This window comes from Actinomadura nitritigenes (assembly GCF_017573545.1).
GTDB classification, from domain to species: Bacteria; Actinomycetota; Actinomycetes; order Streptosporangiales; family Streptosporangiaceae; genus Spirillospora; species Spirillospora nitritigenes.
Window position 1 is genome coordinate 169,252 of the sequence record NZ_JAGEOK010000003.1, and the last position, 16,364, is coordinate 185,615.

Here is a 16,364-nt window from a genome sequence, read left to right on the forward strand (position 1 = left end):
TCCCTTACCTGCGGCGCCACACGCCCCATCCGTGGGCCTCACTTAGGGAACCGCTGAGCAAGCCTTATTCAGGCACCGTCCAGGGCCGTCCGGGGAAGTCGATTCGGTAGCCGCTCACCTGCAAAAACAAGGGATGCAGCCCAGGGGAACCGTCCGGCACAGTCGACCCCAGGCGAGTGACCTCGACCCCCGTCGGCTCCCGAGATCGGCTCCCCTCCACCTGGGAGGAGGGTGCGGGGACGGCCGCCTGCGGACTCGTCCGCTCACACGGCGGCAGGAACAGCCGTGCGTCTCGGCGGCGGCGTCGGGTCAGGCATCCTGTCCGACGGTCGTCGGTGGGACCTCGATCTCACGCTTGAGGATCTTGTTGGTGGGGCCCTTGGGTAGCTCGCCGAGGAACCAGATGTGGCGGGGGTACTTGTAGGCCGCCAAGCGCTCGCGCGCATGGGCGCGGAGCTCGTCGGCGCTGATCGCTCCGGGCTGGGTCAGCACGACGGCGGCGCCGACCTCCTCGCCGAGCTCTGCGTGGGGCACTCCGACGACCGCGCACTCGCGTACGGCGCGGTGCTCGTAGAGCACTTCCTCGATCTCACGCGGATAGACGTTGTAGCCGCCGCGGATGATGAGTTCCTTTTTGCGGTCGACGATGTAGAAGAAACCGTCCTCGTCGACGCGGCCCATGTCGCCCGTGCGGAACCAGCCGCCGGCGTCGAGCACCTCGGCGGTGGCCTCGGGGCGGCGCCAGTAGCCCTTCATCACGTTGTGGCCGCGGACGGCGATCTCACCGACCTCCCCGGTCGCAACCTCGGCGCCGTTCTCGTCGACGACCCGCATCTCGGTGCCCTCGATGGGCAGGCCGATACTGCCGGGCTTTCTGACCTCGGGCAGGTTGAACGAGGCGATGGGCGAGGTCTCGGACAGGCCGTACCCCTCCAGGATCACGCAGTCGAAGGCGTCCTCGAAGCCGTGCAGGACCTCGACCGGCAGCGCTGCCCCGCCGGAGACGCACATCCGCAGACGGGAGACGTCGAAGCCGTCGCGCTCGGGGCGGTGGAGCAGCGCGGTGTACATCGTCGGCACCCCCATGAACACCGTCGCGCGGTGCTCGTCGATGGTCCTGAGCACCAGGCCCGGCTCGAAGCGGGCGACCAGGGAGAGCCGGCCGCCGGCGGCCAGCGTCGCGTTGAGGCCGCAGGTCTGGCCGAAGGAGTGGAACAGCGGGAGCGCGCCGATCACCGCGTCGTCGCCCGTGAGGGCGAACAGGCGGGCGCCGGCCTCGGCGTTGCGGGTCAGGTTGGCGTGGGTGAGCTCGGCGCCCTTCGGCCGGCCGGTGGTGCCGGAGGTGTAGAGGATGACCGCGGTGTCCCGTGGCCCGCGCTCGGCCACGTCGCCGTACGGCGTCTGCTCGGCCATCAGCGCCTCGAACTCCCCCGGAGCCACGGAGACGACCTCGGTGTCCAGGCCGCCGGAGCCTGCCGCGACCTCCGCACGGCAGCCGTGCCAGGCGAAGATCAGCTTCACTCCGGGATCGGACAGGTGGTGGCGGATCTCGCGTCCCTTGAGGAGCGGATTCATGGGCACGACGACGGCACCGGCGCGCAGGGCACCGTAGTAGGCCGCCGCGAACTCCGGACGGTTGGGCAGCATGACGGCGATCCGGTCTCCCGCCTCGATGCCGGCCGCGCGCAGCATCCCGGCCGTCCGCGCGGTCAGGGCGTCGAGCTCTCCGTAGGTGATCTGCTCGTCACCGAAGCGGATCGCGACGCGATCGGGGTGGGCCGCCGCGCTGCGCGCGAAGAGGCCGAACAGGTTGTGGTTCACAGCTTCCCCTGAGTTCGAAACGGTCCTGGTTCTCAGCCGCGCAGGGCCGAGGCGAAGATCGCCGGCAGCGCGCGCCAGCGCGGCCGCGCCGTGAAACGTGTCAGCCGCCGTCCGGTCGCGGCGGCGGTGCGGTTCGTGACGAACCACAGGGGCTTGGGGGAGATCGACATCTCCCCGTGCAGGACCGACCGCGGCGAGGGCCGGAACGGCCCCACGAGGACGGTGCGTTCGGCGTGGTCCAGAAGCAGGGCGTTGTGGACCACGCCGATGCCGCTCTGCACGTCCTCCGGCGTGTGTCCCGGGTAGGCGCCCCAGGTCGCGCGCGGGGTGAGGAAGCCGAGACCGGTCCAGGCGTTCACCCCGATCGCCCCGTAGCGCAGGTTGGCGATGGCGGTGCGGAGGTGGCCGCCGAGCGCCTTGATGGTCCTCGGATGCGCGATGATGCCGGCGCCCAGGGTGCCCCGCAGCCGCTCGTTGGCGGCCGTCACCGCGGCGTCGAGGAACTCCGCGCCGGTTCCGGGCAGCTCGGCGACTCCGAGCACGGGACCGAAGTACTCGGTGGAGAACGCCGTCTCGCCCGGGTCGGCGAGGTCCAGGCCGGTGAGCAGCGTGCGCTCCGGCGTCCCGCCGACGGCCTCGGCCGCCGGATGCAGGCCGCGGGCGGACCGGACGCGTGCGTCGCACCCGGGGTACCACGCCGGGCGGGCCGGGGCCGCCTTCAGCGCCCGGCGGAGCTCGGTGAGGAAGTGGTCCTTCTGCGCCCAGTCGCTGCTGATGATCAGGATCTGACCGGCGATGCAGTTGCACCCGCTGTTGTGCAGGCGTTGGGTGGCCACGTGCTCGGCCTGGTGGCGCAGGTCCGCCGCGGACCACTTCCCGGGCACCACGATGATGGGACAGACCCCGCCGAGTTCGCTGGTCATCGGCTTGCGCAGCTTCGGGGTGCCGGCCGCCTTCGCGGCAGCCGCCTCTTCGCCGCCGCCCCACACGATGGCGTCGTGGGTCGCCTCGCTGCCGGTCATGTGCACCGCCGTGACGCCCGGGTGGTGCGCCAGCGCCGAGCCGGCCTCGGGACCGCCGCCGACGATCTCGACGAGGTCGCGGTCGATCATCGGCTGGAAGACGGCGCGGAAGACCGGGAGGAGGGGATCGGTGACGGGGTTGAGCTTGAGCACGACGGTGCGGTTGCCGGCGTACAGCTGGTACAGCACGTCGAGCGGGGGGATGGAGAAGATGTTGCCGGCGCCCAGGACCAGCGCCACGCCGTTGGTCCGCCGCGGCGCCCGCTGGCCGAGCCCTGCATCGCCGTGCAACCGCTCCTCGGTGACGCCCGGCTTCGTCCAGACCTCGGCGTGGAATCCGTTGAGCAGGAGCCTGTCGAAGGTGCCGTGGGGCAGCACCCGGACGGCGAGCCGACCACCGGGCGCTTGACCGACGTCGTAGCCCGCGAGGACCGGGGCGCCGTCGGCCAGGCGCTTCAGTGTCTCCTGCAGCGCCTGGGCGTAGCCGATCAGGGCGTAGGGGCCGCTGACCCATTCCTCGCCCACAAGCGGAGACGCCGGATCGAGCTGCTTGATCCGCGCAGCGATGCGAACCCACTCCGCCGCGTTCGCGTCGGCGGCCTCCATCACCTGGAGCAGCACGTCGCGGCGCTCGGCAAGGGGTGAGCCGGCCCAGGCCCGCTCACCGGCGGCGAGGCGGTGGACGACGGCGTCGAGATCGAGGTGGGGGTGGGCCGGTTCGGTCAGCCTCATGATCAGGTCCTCGTCTCGGCGAGGACCTCGTCGGCGGCGCGGCGGCCGGAGCGGACCGCGCCGTCCATGTAGCCGTTCCAGACGTCGGAGGTCTCCGCGCCGGCCCAGTGGATGCGGCCGACCGGTGCCGCGAGGGCCTTGCCGTACTGGGTCCAGACGCCGGCGCCGAGTCGTCCTCCGTAGCAGCCCCGGGTGAACTCCTCGGTGGTCCAGTCCTGCTCCACCACATCGAACGGGTGGGCGGCCTTCGCTCCGAAGTACTTCACCAGGTCGGCGACGACCAGCTCCCGGCGCTCGCCGGGGGTCGCCCGGCCGGCGGCGCGGGCGTGGGCGCCCTCCAGGAAGCCGACCAGGACGCCGCAGGACGCATCGGGCGGGGAGTTGTCCAGCACGACGTTGCACGTGTCGTCGAGGCTGAGCACGAACCCGTTGAGTCCCTCCTCGCGCCAGAACGGAGTGTCGTAGCCGACCTGGAACTTGATCACGGAACCGGCCGGCATCTGCTGGGTCAGGCCGTCGCGCAGTGCAGGCAGGGCCGGGGTGTAGCGGATGCGGCCCGCGAGCGTCGGGGGGACCGCGACGATCACGTGCCTCGCGGTGACCTCCCCGCCCTCGTAGGCGACGGTGACTCCGGCGTCGTCCTGGACGATGGAGCGGACCACGGCACCGAGCCGCACGCGGTCGCCGAGTTCCTCCGCCATCCGCTCCGAGATGCGGTGGGTGCCGCCGACCACGCGGGTCTCCTGGGCTCCGCCGGTGGTGGCGACGAGGGTCTCGAGGCTGGTGCCGGACCTGACGTAGAAGAGGAAGTGCAGCAGCGACAGCTCCGGAGACTCCGCGGAGAAGAGGGCCGGCACCAGCAGGTGGAAGAAGCGCAAGGCGATGCCGTCGTCGGTGTTGGCGACCAGCCACTGGTCGAGGGTCTGGCGATCGAGGTCCTCGGCGCCCTCGGTCTCCCACGGCGCGGCCGTGGTGACGGCGGACGCCAGTCCCTCGATCCGCTCCCAGATCCGGCCGACCTCCAGCGCGGAGTCGAGGGGCAGGCCGAAGGTCTCGTCGGAGTAGCGCACCGCCCTGCCGTCGTAGACGGTGAGGGCCTCGCCCTCGTCGAAGCTCGGGAAGGTCTCCAGGCCGAGTTCCTCGATGAGCCCCAGGACGGCGTCCTGGGTCGGGCCGACCCACTGGCCGCCCATCTCCACCGGCACCCCGTTGCTCAGGAAGCCGCCGAGATTGCGGCCCGCCACCCGGTCACGGGCCTCCAGAACGGTCACCGTCCGGCCGGCGGCCACCAGCCTGCGGGCCGCGCTGAGACCGGCGAGGCCGGCACCGACCACGGCCACATCGACGTCGCCCATGTACGCCTCCAAATAATTCGGTCGTATGACTTAGGGCGACGATAGGCATGGCCCGTCCGCCGAGGCAAGACCTCAAGCGGACAGATTCATGCAGTTGACCGAGGTTGCGGCCCGTGTTCGGCTCAGTCGTCCGCGGCGCGGGCCCCCGCGGGCCGCACCCGGGCCAGCGCGATGAGCATCTCGATGACGCCGTCGAGGTCCTCGCGCGACCGTGCGGGATTGGGATCGCAGACGTGCTGCAGGATGAGCCCGTCGACACTGGCGACCACCACCCTGGCCAGCCGGGCGAACGGGACCGCGCAGATCTCGCCGGCATTGCCCGCGGCCTCCTGGCACCACTGGGCCACGATTCCGGCGTAGCGCTCGTACTGCCAGCGCGCCAGCCACTCCTGGCCCGGGGTGCGCAGGGCGTAGGTGGTCAGCTCGTACTGCATGACCTGCAGGTTGGACTGCTCCGCCACCAGCTGGGACCAGAAGTTGGTGAGACCCTGGCGGATCGCGTGCTCCAGACCGCCCTCGACCTGGACCGAGTCCTTGAGCACTCCGGCGATCTCGTCGACCACGTCCTCGATGACGGCCCGCAGCAGGAGTTCCTTGGAAGGGAAGACGTACTGCAGCGTCCCGAGCGAGACCCCGCCCTCCGCGGCGACGGCGCGCAACGAGGTGCGGGCCACCCCCTCCCGGGACAGCACGCTCCGGGCCGCCGCCACGAGCTGCCTGCCGCGGGCCGTGGCCTCCATGTACGCCATTCACTCTCCCCAAGCTCGGTCGGATGACCGAAATTTTGCCACAGCGCCTTGTCAAGGGTCGCAGGGCGTGCTTACAGTCCTCCCCTATCGGTCAGCTGACCGATTTGGACGACCTCCCTTCCGAGACCCGCGGCACGTGGCCGGGGGCGGAAGCGCTCGCGCCGCACGGGTCGTCGTCCCGAGAGAAAGGGGACCGTCCATGTCGACGGTGGACTCCATCCGCCCCCGCGAGGGGAAGTTCGACGGCGGTGCCATGGGCACGGCCGACATCGTGTTCTTCGTCCTGGCCGGCGTCGCCCCGATGGGCGTCGTGGTCGCGCTGCTCACCCTGTCGATCGCCCTGGGCAACGGCGCCGGGGTCCCGGGCACCTACCTGATCGCGGGAGTGGTGCTCGCCCTGTTCAGCGCCGGATACGTGCGGATGAGCCGCCGCATCACCAACGCCGGGGGCTTCTACACCTTCGCCCGGCAGGGGCTGGGACGGCGGGCGGGCGGCGCCACCGCCTACGTCGCGCTGCTGGCCTACAACGCCGCCACCATCGGCATCTTCGGCGCGCTGGCGTACTTCGGCAGCGAAGTCATCAGCGACATCGCCGGCGCGCACGTCTCCTGGCAGGTCTGCGCCCTCGCCTTCTTCCTGGTCACCGCGGTCCTCGCCTACTTCGAGGTCACCATGAGCGCCAAGGTGCTCGGCGTGGCGCTCGCCGCCGAGGTGCTGGTCCTGCTGGGCTTCGACGCGGCGGTGCTCGTCCACGACGGGCCCCGCGGCTTCTCCCTGGAGGTGTTCGAACCCGCGGTGGTGTTCGGCGGCGGCTTCGGCGTCAGCCTCATGCTCGCCTTCGGTTCCTTCGTCGGATTCGAGGCCACCGCCCTCTACGGGGAGGAGGCTCGTGACCCGCACCGCACGGTCCCGCGCGCCACCTATCTCTCGCTGGCCGTCATCGCCGGCTTCTACCTGGTCACCACGTGGGCCGCGATCTCGGCGTACGGCGCCGACCACGCCCGGGCCGCGGCCAAGGCCGACCCCGAGAACTTCATCTTCAACGCCGGCGCCGACCAGCTCGGCCAGACCTTCGCCGACGTCATGGGCATCCTCGTGATGACCAGCCTGTTCGCCGCGTTCCTGGCCTTCCACTGCAACACCGCCCGCTACCAGGTGGCGCTCGCCCGCGACGGCCTTCTCCCGGGGTCGATGGCCCGGATCCATGCCCGGCACGGCTCCCCCGTCGTGGCGAGCACCTGGCAGCTCGGCCTGGTCGCGGCGGCCACCCTCGGCTTCGCCCTCGCCGGCCAGGACCCCTACCTCGGCATGGGCATCAGCCTCTACGGCCTCGGCGTGCTCGGCATCGTCCTCCTCCAGGCGATCGCCGCCCTCTCGATCGTCGGGTTCTTCCTCCGCCACCGCCGGGGCGAGTCGATCTGGGGCGCCATCGCTGCGCCGGCGCTCGGCGCCCTCGGCCTGGCCGCCGGGCTCGTCCTGATGATCGTCAACTACCCGACCCTGACCGGCAGCGACCTCACCTGGGTCAACTCCCTGCCCTGGCTCATGCCCGCAGCCGCCGTCGCCGGGGCGGCCATGGCCGGCCGGCGGCACGGCGCCGAGGCGTCCGACCAGGACCTGGCGCCGAACCAGCCCGACCTCGCCGCCGGCTGAGGGCGACGTACGCCGGGGCGGGGCGGGCACTTTCAGCGGTACGGGCCCAGCACCATCTCGATCAGCGCGGAGACGTCGGCGTCGACCATCGGCTCACCGGTCATGCCCATCCGGTGCAGCAGGGTCCCCGTGACGACGTCGATGAAGAGCAGGACCCGGTGGTCCGGCTCGTCCAGCGCTTCCTGGAGCGCCAGCCGGTACGGCTCCTGCAACCGCGTGGACAGGATCTCGCGCAGGGCCGGATCGCTGACGGCGTCGCTGAACACGCCCGCGAACGCGGCGCCCACGCCCGGTTCTCCGATCTTCCCCGCGATCCAGTGGACGGCCGACGACATGACCTCCTCCCGGCTCGCGCCCTCCAGGGGAACCGGGCCGAACGCGTCCAGGAGGCAGTCCACGACCAGCGCGCCCTTCGAGGGCCATCGGCGGTAGATGGTCGTCTTCGCGACCCCCGCCGCCGCCGCGATGCGATCCATCGTCGCGCCCGCATAGCCCAGCTCCCGCACTGACCGCAGGGTGGCCGCGAAGACGGTCGCGGTCACGTCCGAGCGAGGGCGTCCCGCCGTGGTGGAGGTGGAAGTCCGCACCCGGCTCAGGCTAACCTACCCGCATTACGCTACCGCTAGTAGCGTAATTAACCAGGAGGACATCATGACAGCCAAGGCACCGCTCGGCGCCCGCATCATCCTCAGGGACAAGCTGGACTGGGAGGCGCTCACCGAGGAGCAGGTGATCGCCGCGCGCGGCAAGGTCAACCGCCTGCGCGCGTCCCGCGCGGTACGGGTCATCACCGGCCTGCCCGACCGCCGCGCCCGCATCGAGGAGCAGACGATCGACCTGCCGGGCCGCCGCCTCCGGCTGCGGGTGCACCGCCCGAAGGACGCCCGTCCGGGACTGCCGCTGATCCTGTCGTTGCACGGCGGCGGCTTCATCGTGGGCACGCCCGCACAGAACGACTGGCTCAACAGCCACCTCGCGGCCCACTGCCCGGCGGTCGTGGTGTCGGTGGAATACCGCCTCGCCCCCGAGCACCCGCTGCCGGAGCCGCTCGACGACGGCTACGACACGCTCGTCAGGCTGGTCGACGACCCCTTCGGCTGGGGCATCGACCCCGCGGCCGTCGCGGTCCTCGGCGAGAGCTCCGGCGGCACGCTCGCCGCGCTCGTCGCGCTCCGCGCCCGCGAGGACGGCCCGCCGCTGCACGCCCAGGTGCTCGCCTACCCGAGCACGGACTGGACCGACAGCATGGCCGACTACCCCTCGGTGGCGGCGAACGCCGGCAACCCCGGGCTGTCGGTGTCCGAATGGCGCACGGCCCGCAGGCTGAGCGTGCCGCCGACCCTCGACCCGCGCAGCGTGTCACCGGTGAAGTTCGAGGATCTCGCGGGCCTGCCCCCGACGCTGGTCATCACCGGCGCACTGGACCCCGGAGACGACCACGGACGCCGCTACGTCGAACGCCTCCGCGCGGCCGGCACCGACGCCCGCGTGGCCCGCTTCCCGAGGGCCATCCACGGATTCCTCAGCATGCCCGGGCTGATCCCGGACGCCCGCCCCGCACGCCGCGAGGTCCTCGCCTTCCTGCGCCGCCACCTGCACCCTGCGGTGGACTCGGCGAGAACGCAGGAGCGATGACCGGCACCGACCGCGCGGGGCGTAGGCGCGGCCCGCGAGCGCGCCGGGACGGCATCGGATCGCGCACACGCGGACGCGCCGGCTCCCGAGCCGAAAGGAAGCCATGACCACCCCCGTCTGGATCGCCGGAGTCGGGATGACCCCCTTCGGCAGACATTCCGGAAAGAGCGTCAGCGACCTCACCCGGTGGGCCGTCACCGACGCGCTGCGGGACTGCGGCGCCGCCGCGAACGACCTGGACGCCGCGTTCTTCGGCACCGCCGCCCAGGGCGCGCTCGAAGGCCAGCACATGATCCCGGGGCAGATCGCCCTGCGCGCGATGGGCATCCAGCGCATCCCCGTCGTGAACGTCGAGAACGCCTGCGCCACCGGCGCCTCCGCGTTCGCACTCGCCGTGAACCAGATCCGCGCCGGAGCCGCCGAGGTCGCGCTGGCCATCGGGGTGGAACGGATGAACGTCGGGGACCCCGAGCGGACCATGTCGGTGTTCGACGGCGCCTACGACATCGCCGATCCCGCGGCCCTCGCCCGGACCCTGCTGGACCTCGGCGGCGAGGTCGACGAACCCGACCTCGGGCCCCGTTCGATCTTCATGGACGTCTACGCCGCCGTCGCGCGCAACCACATGCGCCTGTACGGCACGACCCAGGAGCAGATCGCGGCGGTCGCGGCCAAGAACCACGACCACGCGGCCGCGAACCCGCGGGCGCACTACCGCAGGCCGATGACGGTCTCGGACGTGCTGGCGGCGCGCAGGCTGTCGTACCCGCTCACCGTCCCGATGTGCGCGCCGATCACCGACGGGGCCGCCGCGGTCGTCGTGTGCAGCGAGGCCGGGCTCCGGCGGCTGGGCGCGCCGAAGCGGGTCGAGGTCCTCGCCAGCGTGATCGGCACCGGGACGGACCGCGACACGCGCACCTTCGAGGGGCACCAGGCCCGCCTGCTGGCCGCACGCGCCTACGAACAGGCCGGGGTCGGCCCGGACGATGTCGACGTGGCCGAGGTCCACGACGCCACGGCGTTCGGCGAGGTCCTCCAGACCGAGATGCTCGGCCTCGTCCCGCCCGGCGAAGGCGGTCCGGCGGCACTGCGGGGCGAGACCGCCCTCGGAGGCAGGATCCCGGTGAACCCCTCCGGCGGCCTGGAGTCCAAGGGCCACCCCCTCGGGGCGAGCGGGCTCGGGCAGATCTTCGAACTCACCGAGCAGTTGCGCGGGACCGCAGGTCCCCGCCGGGTGGACGGGGCCCGGATCGCCCTGGCCGAGAACGGCGGGGGCTTCCACCGCGGCGAAGAGGCGGTCACCTCCGTGGTCGTCCTGAGGAGGGCATGAGCGATGGCCGTCATCGACTTCTTCGACCGCGGCCGGGCGATCGACCCGGCGGGCGTCGCCTATCGGGCCGGCGACGAGACGTGGACTTTCGACGACGCCGGGGCGCTGTCGTGCCGGATCGCGCACGCGCTGCTGGGCGCGGGAGCGCGGCACGAGTCGAAGGTCGCCGTCCTGTCCCCCAACGCCCCGCTGGCATGGATCTGCGTACTCGGGACATGGCGCGCCGGCGCGGCCTGGGTCCCCTTGAACCCGGCCGACCCGGTGCAGGACAACGTCCGGCTGCTGCGGCGCTTCGACGTGGAAGTGCTCTTCTACCATCCCGATCTGGCCCATCAGGTAGCGGAGATGAAGTCCGCGTCGCACGGAGTCGGCCTCTACGTGGCCCTCGGGGCGGGAACCGACGATCTCTCCCTGGACGACTGGACCGCCGACCGGCCGGACACACCACCGCCCGTCCGCTTCGCCATGGACGACGTGGCCGTCGTGGCACCGACCGGCGGAACGACCGGCGAGCCGAAGGGCGTGATGAACACCCACCGCAGCCTGTCGGTGATGGTCGCCCACCAGATGATGGCGCTGACCTATCCCGCGGGCGCGCCCATCGTCAACCTCGCCGCCGCACCGATGACGCACACGGCCGGGCTCTTCAGCCTGCAGACCACCGCGCGCGGCGGCATGGTCGTCATCATCCCGCGCGCGACTCCGGACGGCGTCCTGGACGCCGTCGAACGGCATCGGGTCACGGAGGTGTTCCTCCCGCCGACAGTGGTCTACCGGCTCATGGAGACCCTGGAGCACCGGACCGCGGACACCTCGTCCCTGCGCTACCTGGTGTACGGCGCGGCACCGATGTCGACCGAGAAGCTCCGCGCCGGCATCGGTCGCCTCGGGCCCGTCTTCCTGGGGGGCTACGGGCAGACGGAGGCCTTCGCGGCGATCTCGTTCCTGCGGCCCGACGAGCACCTGATCGGCGGCGAGGTGGCGCCGGAGGAGCGGCTGCGGTCGTGCGGACGTCCCTACCCGCTGGTCACGGTGGCGATCCTCGACCGGGACGGGGCGGAAGTGCCGCAGGGCCGGACGGGCGAGATATGCGTTCGGGGCGACCTCGTGATGAAGGGCTACTACAAGGACCCGGTGCGCACCGCGGAGACCGTCGTCGACGGATGGCTGCACACCGGCGATCTCGGGCATCGCGATGCCGAGGGCTACCTCCACATCACCGACCGGAAGAAGGACCTCATCATCTCGGGCGGCTTCAACGTCTACCCCAGCGAGGTCGAGCAGGTGATCTGGAGCCATCCCGCGGTGCAGGACTGCGCCGTGGTCGGCACCCCGCACCCCGACTGGGGCGAGGCCGTGACGGCCGTGGTCGAACTCAAGGCCGGACAGGACGCCGGGGAGGCGGAACTGATCGACCGCTGCCGCGAGCGGCTCGGCTCCGTCCGGGCGCCCAAGCAGGTCGTCTTCACTGACCGGCTCCCGCGCAGCGGCAACGGCAAGGTCCTGAAACGCGAGGTCCGGGAAGCGTTCTGGGCCGACCGTCGCACGAGAATCTGAGGAGCATCATGAAGGAACTGACGGGCCGGGTCGCGCTCATCGCCGGTGCGGGCTGCGTGGGCGAGGGGATCGGCAACGGCCGTGCCACGGCGCTGGCCTTCGCCCGGGAGGGCGCCACCGTGATCTGCGCCGACATCGATCTCCCCTCGGCGCACGAGACCGTCCGGCTGATCCGGGCCGAGGGCGGTGACGCCGACGCGGTGGAACTCGACGTCACCCGGGAGTCGCAGGTCCGTGCCGTCGTCGACGCCGTCGTCAGCGAGCACGGGCGCCTCGACGTGCTCGACAACAACGTCGGAATCGGAACCGTCGGCGGCGTCACCGAGCTCGACGAGGCCGACTGGGACCGGGTCCTGGCGGTCAACCTCAAGGGAGCGTTCCTGACGATGAAGCACGTCATCCCTCAGATGGTCGAGCAGGGCGGCGGGTCCATCGTCAACATCTCCTCGATCACCGGGATCCGCTGGAGCGGCGTGCCGTACGCGAGCTACTACGCCAGCAAGGCGGGGCTCAACCACCTGACCCGGATGACGGCGCGGGAGTTCGCCAGGCACCGGGTCCGGGTGAACGCGGTGCTCCCCGGCCTGATGAAGACGCCCATGGTGACCACGGCGATGCTCGCCGACGCCTACGACAGTCCCGACATCGAGGCGATGTGGGCCAAGCGGGACGCCCAGGTGCCGATGGGCCACATGGGCACGCCCTGGGACGTGGCGGAGGCGGCCCTGTTCCTCGCCGGCGACCGGTCGAAGTACGTCACCGGGATCGAACTCATCGTGGACGGGGGTATCGCGCTCGGCTTCGCGTGAGCAGCGGGTAGCCGCAGGCCGGTGCGGAGACAACGGGGCTCATGAGGCCGTTGCCGCGCCGGACGAGAGGCGCCCCACCCGTGCGGGTGGGGCGCCGGGGCCTCGTCCGAGGCCGGCCCGGTTCGAGCCGTCGGCACGGTCGCCTCCCCGTTCCCGGCCGGAGGGCGGGAACGGGGCCGCTACGGCTGCGGTCCGAGCGGGATTCCCGGGATCAGGTTGGACGCCGTCGTGTCGCGCAGCTCGACGAGGACGCTGTAGGTGCGGCCGAGCGACTGCACGATGTTGTTGTCCTCCGGAGCGGTCGGGTTGTACACCGCCGTGATGTAGCGGACCTGGCGTTCCTTCTGGAGCCACGAGCGCGCCGGCTCTTTCACGGTGCGCATGTCGAGGTAGTACTTGGGGAAGCGCACCCTGTTGAGGACCTGCTCGCCGTTCTCCCGGGGCGGCGCGCCCACGGTGAATCTCCGCAGATACCTGGTCTTATCGTCGATGGCGGTGAACCTCCCCCGGTAGAAGCTGGCGCCGATGGCCAGGTAGCGGGGGCCGAGGATCTGGCGCAGCCAGGTTCCCTGCCGCTTGAACGTGTGCGGCGGGGACTCCCCCAGATAGCCGACGTGGGCGTTGTGGGCGGACAGCAGGATCTTGCTGTGCTTGTGGCGGAGCCACCAGACGGTGTTGATGGCCATGGCCTCGTCGCGCGGGCCCGAGAAGTCCTCGGCGGCGTGCGCCTTGGCGATCCAGAACGCGACGTTCGCCTGCTGCTCGGCCCATTCGGCCGCCTTCCGGGGCGCACCCCGGCGCAGGCTCCTGACCAGCCGCAGAGCCTCCGCGGCCTGGCGCTGCACCCGCAGCCGCTCGCTCCTCGGCCTCGCGTCGTACCGCGCCTCCCACGTGTTGAAGTCGGTGGTCGGGATCAGCCCGTCGTAGAGGGCCTTGAGCTTGGGCACCAGGTCGGGGCGGCCGCGCTCGCGCACGTACCTGAAGATGTCCCTGAAGATCCGCACGTGCGGGAAGTAGATGTCGTCGCCCATGAACTGCAGCGGCCGCTTCGGGTGCCGCTCGTTGTAGGCCCGCATCCACCTGATGAGCCGCAGATAGTCCTGGTTGGCGAAGAGGCGGTAGTTCTGCTGGAACTCCTGCCGCATGATCCTGGCCGGGTCCCCCTTGCCGTACAGGACGTAGTCGTTGAGCTGGAGTCCGGTCCCCCAGCTCAGCTCCAGCATGAACGTGGTGAATCCCTTTTCCTTGACCAGGTACTCGAAGACGCGCTGCTTGAAGCTGAAGAACTCGTGCGTGCCGTGGGTCGCCTCGCCCAGGCCGACCACGGGGTCGTTGCCGATCATCCGGCCGAGCGCCCGCAGGTCGCGCATGTCGTGGTCCGGCTCGGTGGTCAGCAGGGGATGCGCCGCCTGGTCGAGCGCGCGCACCACCGCGTCTTCCGGTTTCGCGTCCGGTTGCCGGGCACGCGCGGGCGCCGGCGTGAAGGAGGAGACGCCGAGCGCGAGCACGGCGACGAGAGCCGGCCATTTACCGGCATGAAGAGATGGCATGTTCCGCAGACCTCGTAGAAGGGTGAACGCTGGTCCGTCCAGCTCGTCCGCCATCCGAGGGGGCGAAAGGACGCCGACCCGCAAACGCGCGGACTAGGAGTGATCTCTCCGTCAGATCCGCTGCCATCGCCCCGGAAAAGGTAAATGTTGCGCCTAAGACCCGCCGACCAAGATAAGCGCGATGTCTACTTTGGGGGGACTTAGCCGTATTCGCACCATGTTCGCGATCAGGCCGCAGAGATCCGATGGCCAGGTCTTCGACATTACCGTTCCTTCTTGATTTGAATGCACTTTGCTACCGATAGCTCACTTAAAGTGACATCATGCTGATCAAGAGAACTCTCAGACAAACGTCGGCAAGGTGGTGCACCGCCTCCGCGGTCCTGGCGCTCACGGTTGGGCTGAACCTCACCGGCGGCACGGCGACCGCCGCCCAACGAGCGCCCGAGACCGGTGGCGACGGGTCGGGGAAGGCCCTCCAGCGCGTCCTGGACGAGGCCGTGCGGCTGGGCGCCCCGGGCGCGCTCGCCCAGTCGCGCACGCCCCGCCGGGTCCTGAACCTGTCCAGCGGGGTGGCCGACATCGCGACCGGGCGGCCGCCGCGGGCGCCCATGAGATTCCGGGCCGGAAGCGTCACCAAGACGTTCGTGTCGACCGTGATCCTCCAGCTCGTCGCCGAGCGGCGCCTGCGCCTCGGCGACACCGTCGCCCAGGTGCTCCCCGGGGTCGTCCAGGGCAACGGGTACCAGCCCGACAAGATCACGGTACGCATGCTGCTCAACCACACCAGCGGCATCGCCGACTACACGGACAACCCCCGCATCGAGGAGATCGCCGAGACCGACCCGCGGCACGACTTCACCTTGCGGGAACTGGCCGAAGCGGGCGTGGAGTATCCGCCCTACTTTCCGCCGGGCACCTCCTGGAGGTACTCCGACACCAACTACGCGCTGCTCGGCATGATCATCCAGAAGGTCACCCACCGGTCGTACGTCCATGAGGTCACCAGGCGGATCATCCAGCGGCTCCACCTGCGCAGCACCTACTTCCCGGGCGCGAACCCGCGGATCCGCCCGCCGCACCTGCACGCGTACGTACCGGCGGACGACGACCCGACGCGGCTCGAGGACAACACCAACGTCAACACCACGTTCGCGCGCGCCAGCGGCGACCTGATCTCCACGGTCGGCGACCTCAACCGGTTCGACTCCGCCCTGATGAGGGAACGGCTCCTGCCCGGACGGCTGCTGCGCGCGATGCTCCGCCCCGTGCCGGGATCGCAGCCCTATCCCGGCAGCGACATGTTCCGCTACGGCCTCGGGACGGTGATCGGCACGACGCCCTGCGGCGTCAAGGTGTACGGCAACGGCGGGACCCTGGACGGCTGGGAGACCTGGATGGGCAGCACGCGCGACGGACGGCACATGATGTCGTTCGTCTTCACCAGCGACACCGTCAACCAGGTCCAGCTCACCGCCCAGGCCGTGACCGCCGAGTACTGCTCCCACTCGTCCAAGGCGGGCCGGTCGCCGCGGACGCCGTAGCCGGGCCACGTGTCACGTTGAGCACTCCCCTGCCGCCGACTCGGTGAACGGGGCCGGCGCCTTCCGGGGCGGGCGCCGGCCCCGGCGCTGGTACGGTCCAGCGATGAAGAATGTGCCTTTTCTCGGCGATGAGAAGGAAAGCCTGCGGGCGAGCCTCGACCGGCATCGGGACGTGGTGCCGTGGAAGCTCGAGGGCCTCGACGAGGAGCAGGCGCGGCGGCGGATGACGCCGACGGGCACGAGCCTGCTCGGGCTGACGAAGCACCTGGCGGCCATGGAGTACTTCTGGTTCTGCCACACGTTCGGGCGGGAGACCGAGCCGCTGCCGCTGGACGACGACGATCCGGAGATGGATCTGCGGGTCGAGGCCGACGAGACCGCCGAGGGGATCCTCGCGTTCTACGAGCGGGCGCGGGCGGGCGCGGACGCGGTGATCGACGAGCTGGACCTCGACGCGACGGGCACGGCCTGGTTCGGGCCGACGGTGTCCCTGCGCTGGGTGCTGATCCACATGATCGAGGAGACCGCGCGGCACGCCGGGCACATGGACGTCGTCCGGGAGCTGGTCGACGGGACGACGGGCGACCACGTGCGGGACTGACCGGG

The 16,364-nt window shown here is 71.1% G+C and carries 13 protein-coding genes; 7 read left to right on the top strand and 6 right to left on the bottom strand.

Annotated elements, in window-relative coordinates; all coding sequences use genetic code 11:
• Positions 1–309: 309 nt before the first annotated feature.
• The 4 genes from J4557_RS05245 to J4557_RS05260 all read right to left on the bottom strand — a co-directional run bounded on the left by J4557_RS05245 (position 310) and on the right by J4557_RS05260 (position 5,679).
• Positions 310–1,821, bottom strand: coding sequence for a long-chain-fatty-acid--CoA ligase (locus J4557_RS05245; protein ID WP_208265200.1), 1,512 nt, complete (start codon positions 1,819–1,821; stop codon positions 310–312).
• Positions 1,822–1,853: 32 nt separating this feature from the next.
• Entirely contained in the window at positions 1,854–3,575 is a 1,722-nt protein-coding gene (locus J4557_RS05250; RefSeq protein WP_208265201.1) for an aldehyde dehydrogenase family protein, read from the bottom strand.
• Positions 3,576–3,577: 2 nt separating this feature from the next.
• Entirely contained in the window at positions 3,578–4,930 is a 1,353-nt protein-coding gene (locus J4557_RS05255) for a flavin monoamine oxidase family protein (protein WP_208265202.1), read from the bottom strand.
• Positions 4,931–5,052: 122 nt separating this feature from the next.
• Positions 5,053–5,679: a TetR/AcrR family transcriptional regulator gene (locus tag J4557_RS05260; RefSeq protein WP_208265203.1), complete on the bottom strand. Its 627-nt coding sequence runs from the start codon at positions 5,677–5,679 to the stop codon at positions 5,053–5,055.
• A 199-nt stretch (positions 5,680–5,878) separates the two neighbouring features.
• Here J4557_RS05260 and J4557_RS05265 point away from each other — a divergent pair, with 199 nt between their 5' ends.
• The gene (locus tag J4557_RS05265; protein WP_208265204.1) at positions 5,879–7,333 is read left to right on the top strand and encodes an APC family permease; all 1,455 of its coding nucleotides are present in this window, start codon (positions 5,879–5,881) and stop codon (positions 7,331–7,333) included.
• A gap of 32 nt (positions 7,334–7,365) precedes the next feature.
• Here J4557_RS05265 and J4557_RS05270 read toward each other — a convergent pair whose 3' ends face one another.
• Complete coding sequence (locus tag J4557_RS05270) at positions 7,366–7,920, bottom strand: TetR/AcrR family transcriptional regulator (RefSeq protein ID WP_208265206.1); 555 nt, start codon at positions 7,918–7,920, stop codon at positions 7,366–7,368.
• A 64-nt stretch (positions 7,921–7,984) separates the two neighbouring features.
• Here J4557_RS05270 and J4557_RS05275 point away from each other — a divergent pair, with 64 nt between their 5' ends.
• The 4 genes from J4557_RS05275 (at position 7,985) to J4557_RS05290 (ending at position 12,664) form a co-directional block, all read left to right on the top strand.
• The gene (locus J4557_RS05275) at positions 7,985–8,968 is read left to right on the top strand and encodes an alpha/beta hydrolase (protein WP_208265208.1); all 984 of its coding nucleotides are present in this window, start codon (positions 7,985–7,987) and stop codon (positions 8,966–8,968) included.
• A gap of 103 nt (positions 8,969–9,071) precedes the next feature.
• A complete protein-coding gene (locus tag J4557_RS05280) occupies positions 9,072–10,298 on the top strand; it encodes a thiolase family protein (RefSeq protein WP_208265210.1) in 1,227 nt (408 codons plus the stop codon).
• A 3-nt stretch (positions 10,299–10,301) separates the two neighbouring features.
• Positions 10,302–11,855, top strand: coding sequence for an AMP-binding protein (locus J4557_RS05285; protein WP_208265212.1), 1,554 nt, complete (start codon positions 10,302–10,304; stop codon positions 11,853–11,855).
• 8 nt (positions 11,856–11,863) lie between these two features.
• Positions 11,864–12,664 (top strand): SDR family NAD(P)-dependent oxidoreductase, encoded by an 801-nt coding sequence (locus J4557_RS05290; RefSeq protein ID WP_208265214.1) that lies wholly within the window; start codon positions 11,864–11,866, stop codon positions 12,662–12,664.
• A gap of 179 nt (positions 12,665–12,843) precedes the next feature.
• On the opposite strand, the gene J4557_RS05295 is transcribed toward J4557_RS05290, so the two are convergent.
• Positions 12,844–14,214: an erythromycin esterase family protein gene (locus J4557_RS05295; RefSeq protein WP_208265215.1), complete on the bottom strand. Its 1,371-nt coding sequence runs from the start codon at positions 14,212–14,214 to the stop codon at positions 12,844–12,846.
• 323 nt (positions 14,215–14,537) lie between these two features.
• On the opposite strand from J4557_RS05295, the gene J4557_RS05300 reads away from it, so the two are divergent.
• Positions 14,538–15,758: a serine hydrolase domain-containing protein gene (locus J4557_RS05300; RefSeq protein WP_208265216.1), complete on the top strand. Its 1,221-nt coding sequence runs from the start codon at positions 14,538–14,540 to the stop codon at positions 15,756–15,758.
• Positions 15,759–15,861: 103 nt separating this feature from the next.
• Positions 15,862–16,359, top strand: a complete 498-nt coding sequence (locus J4557_RS05305) for a DinB family protein (RefSeq protein WP_208265217.1) — start codon at positions 15,862–15,864, stop codon at positions 16,357–16,359.
• Positions 16,360–16,364 lie beyond the last annotated feature (5 nt).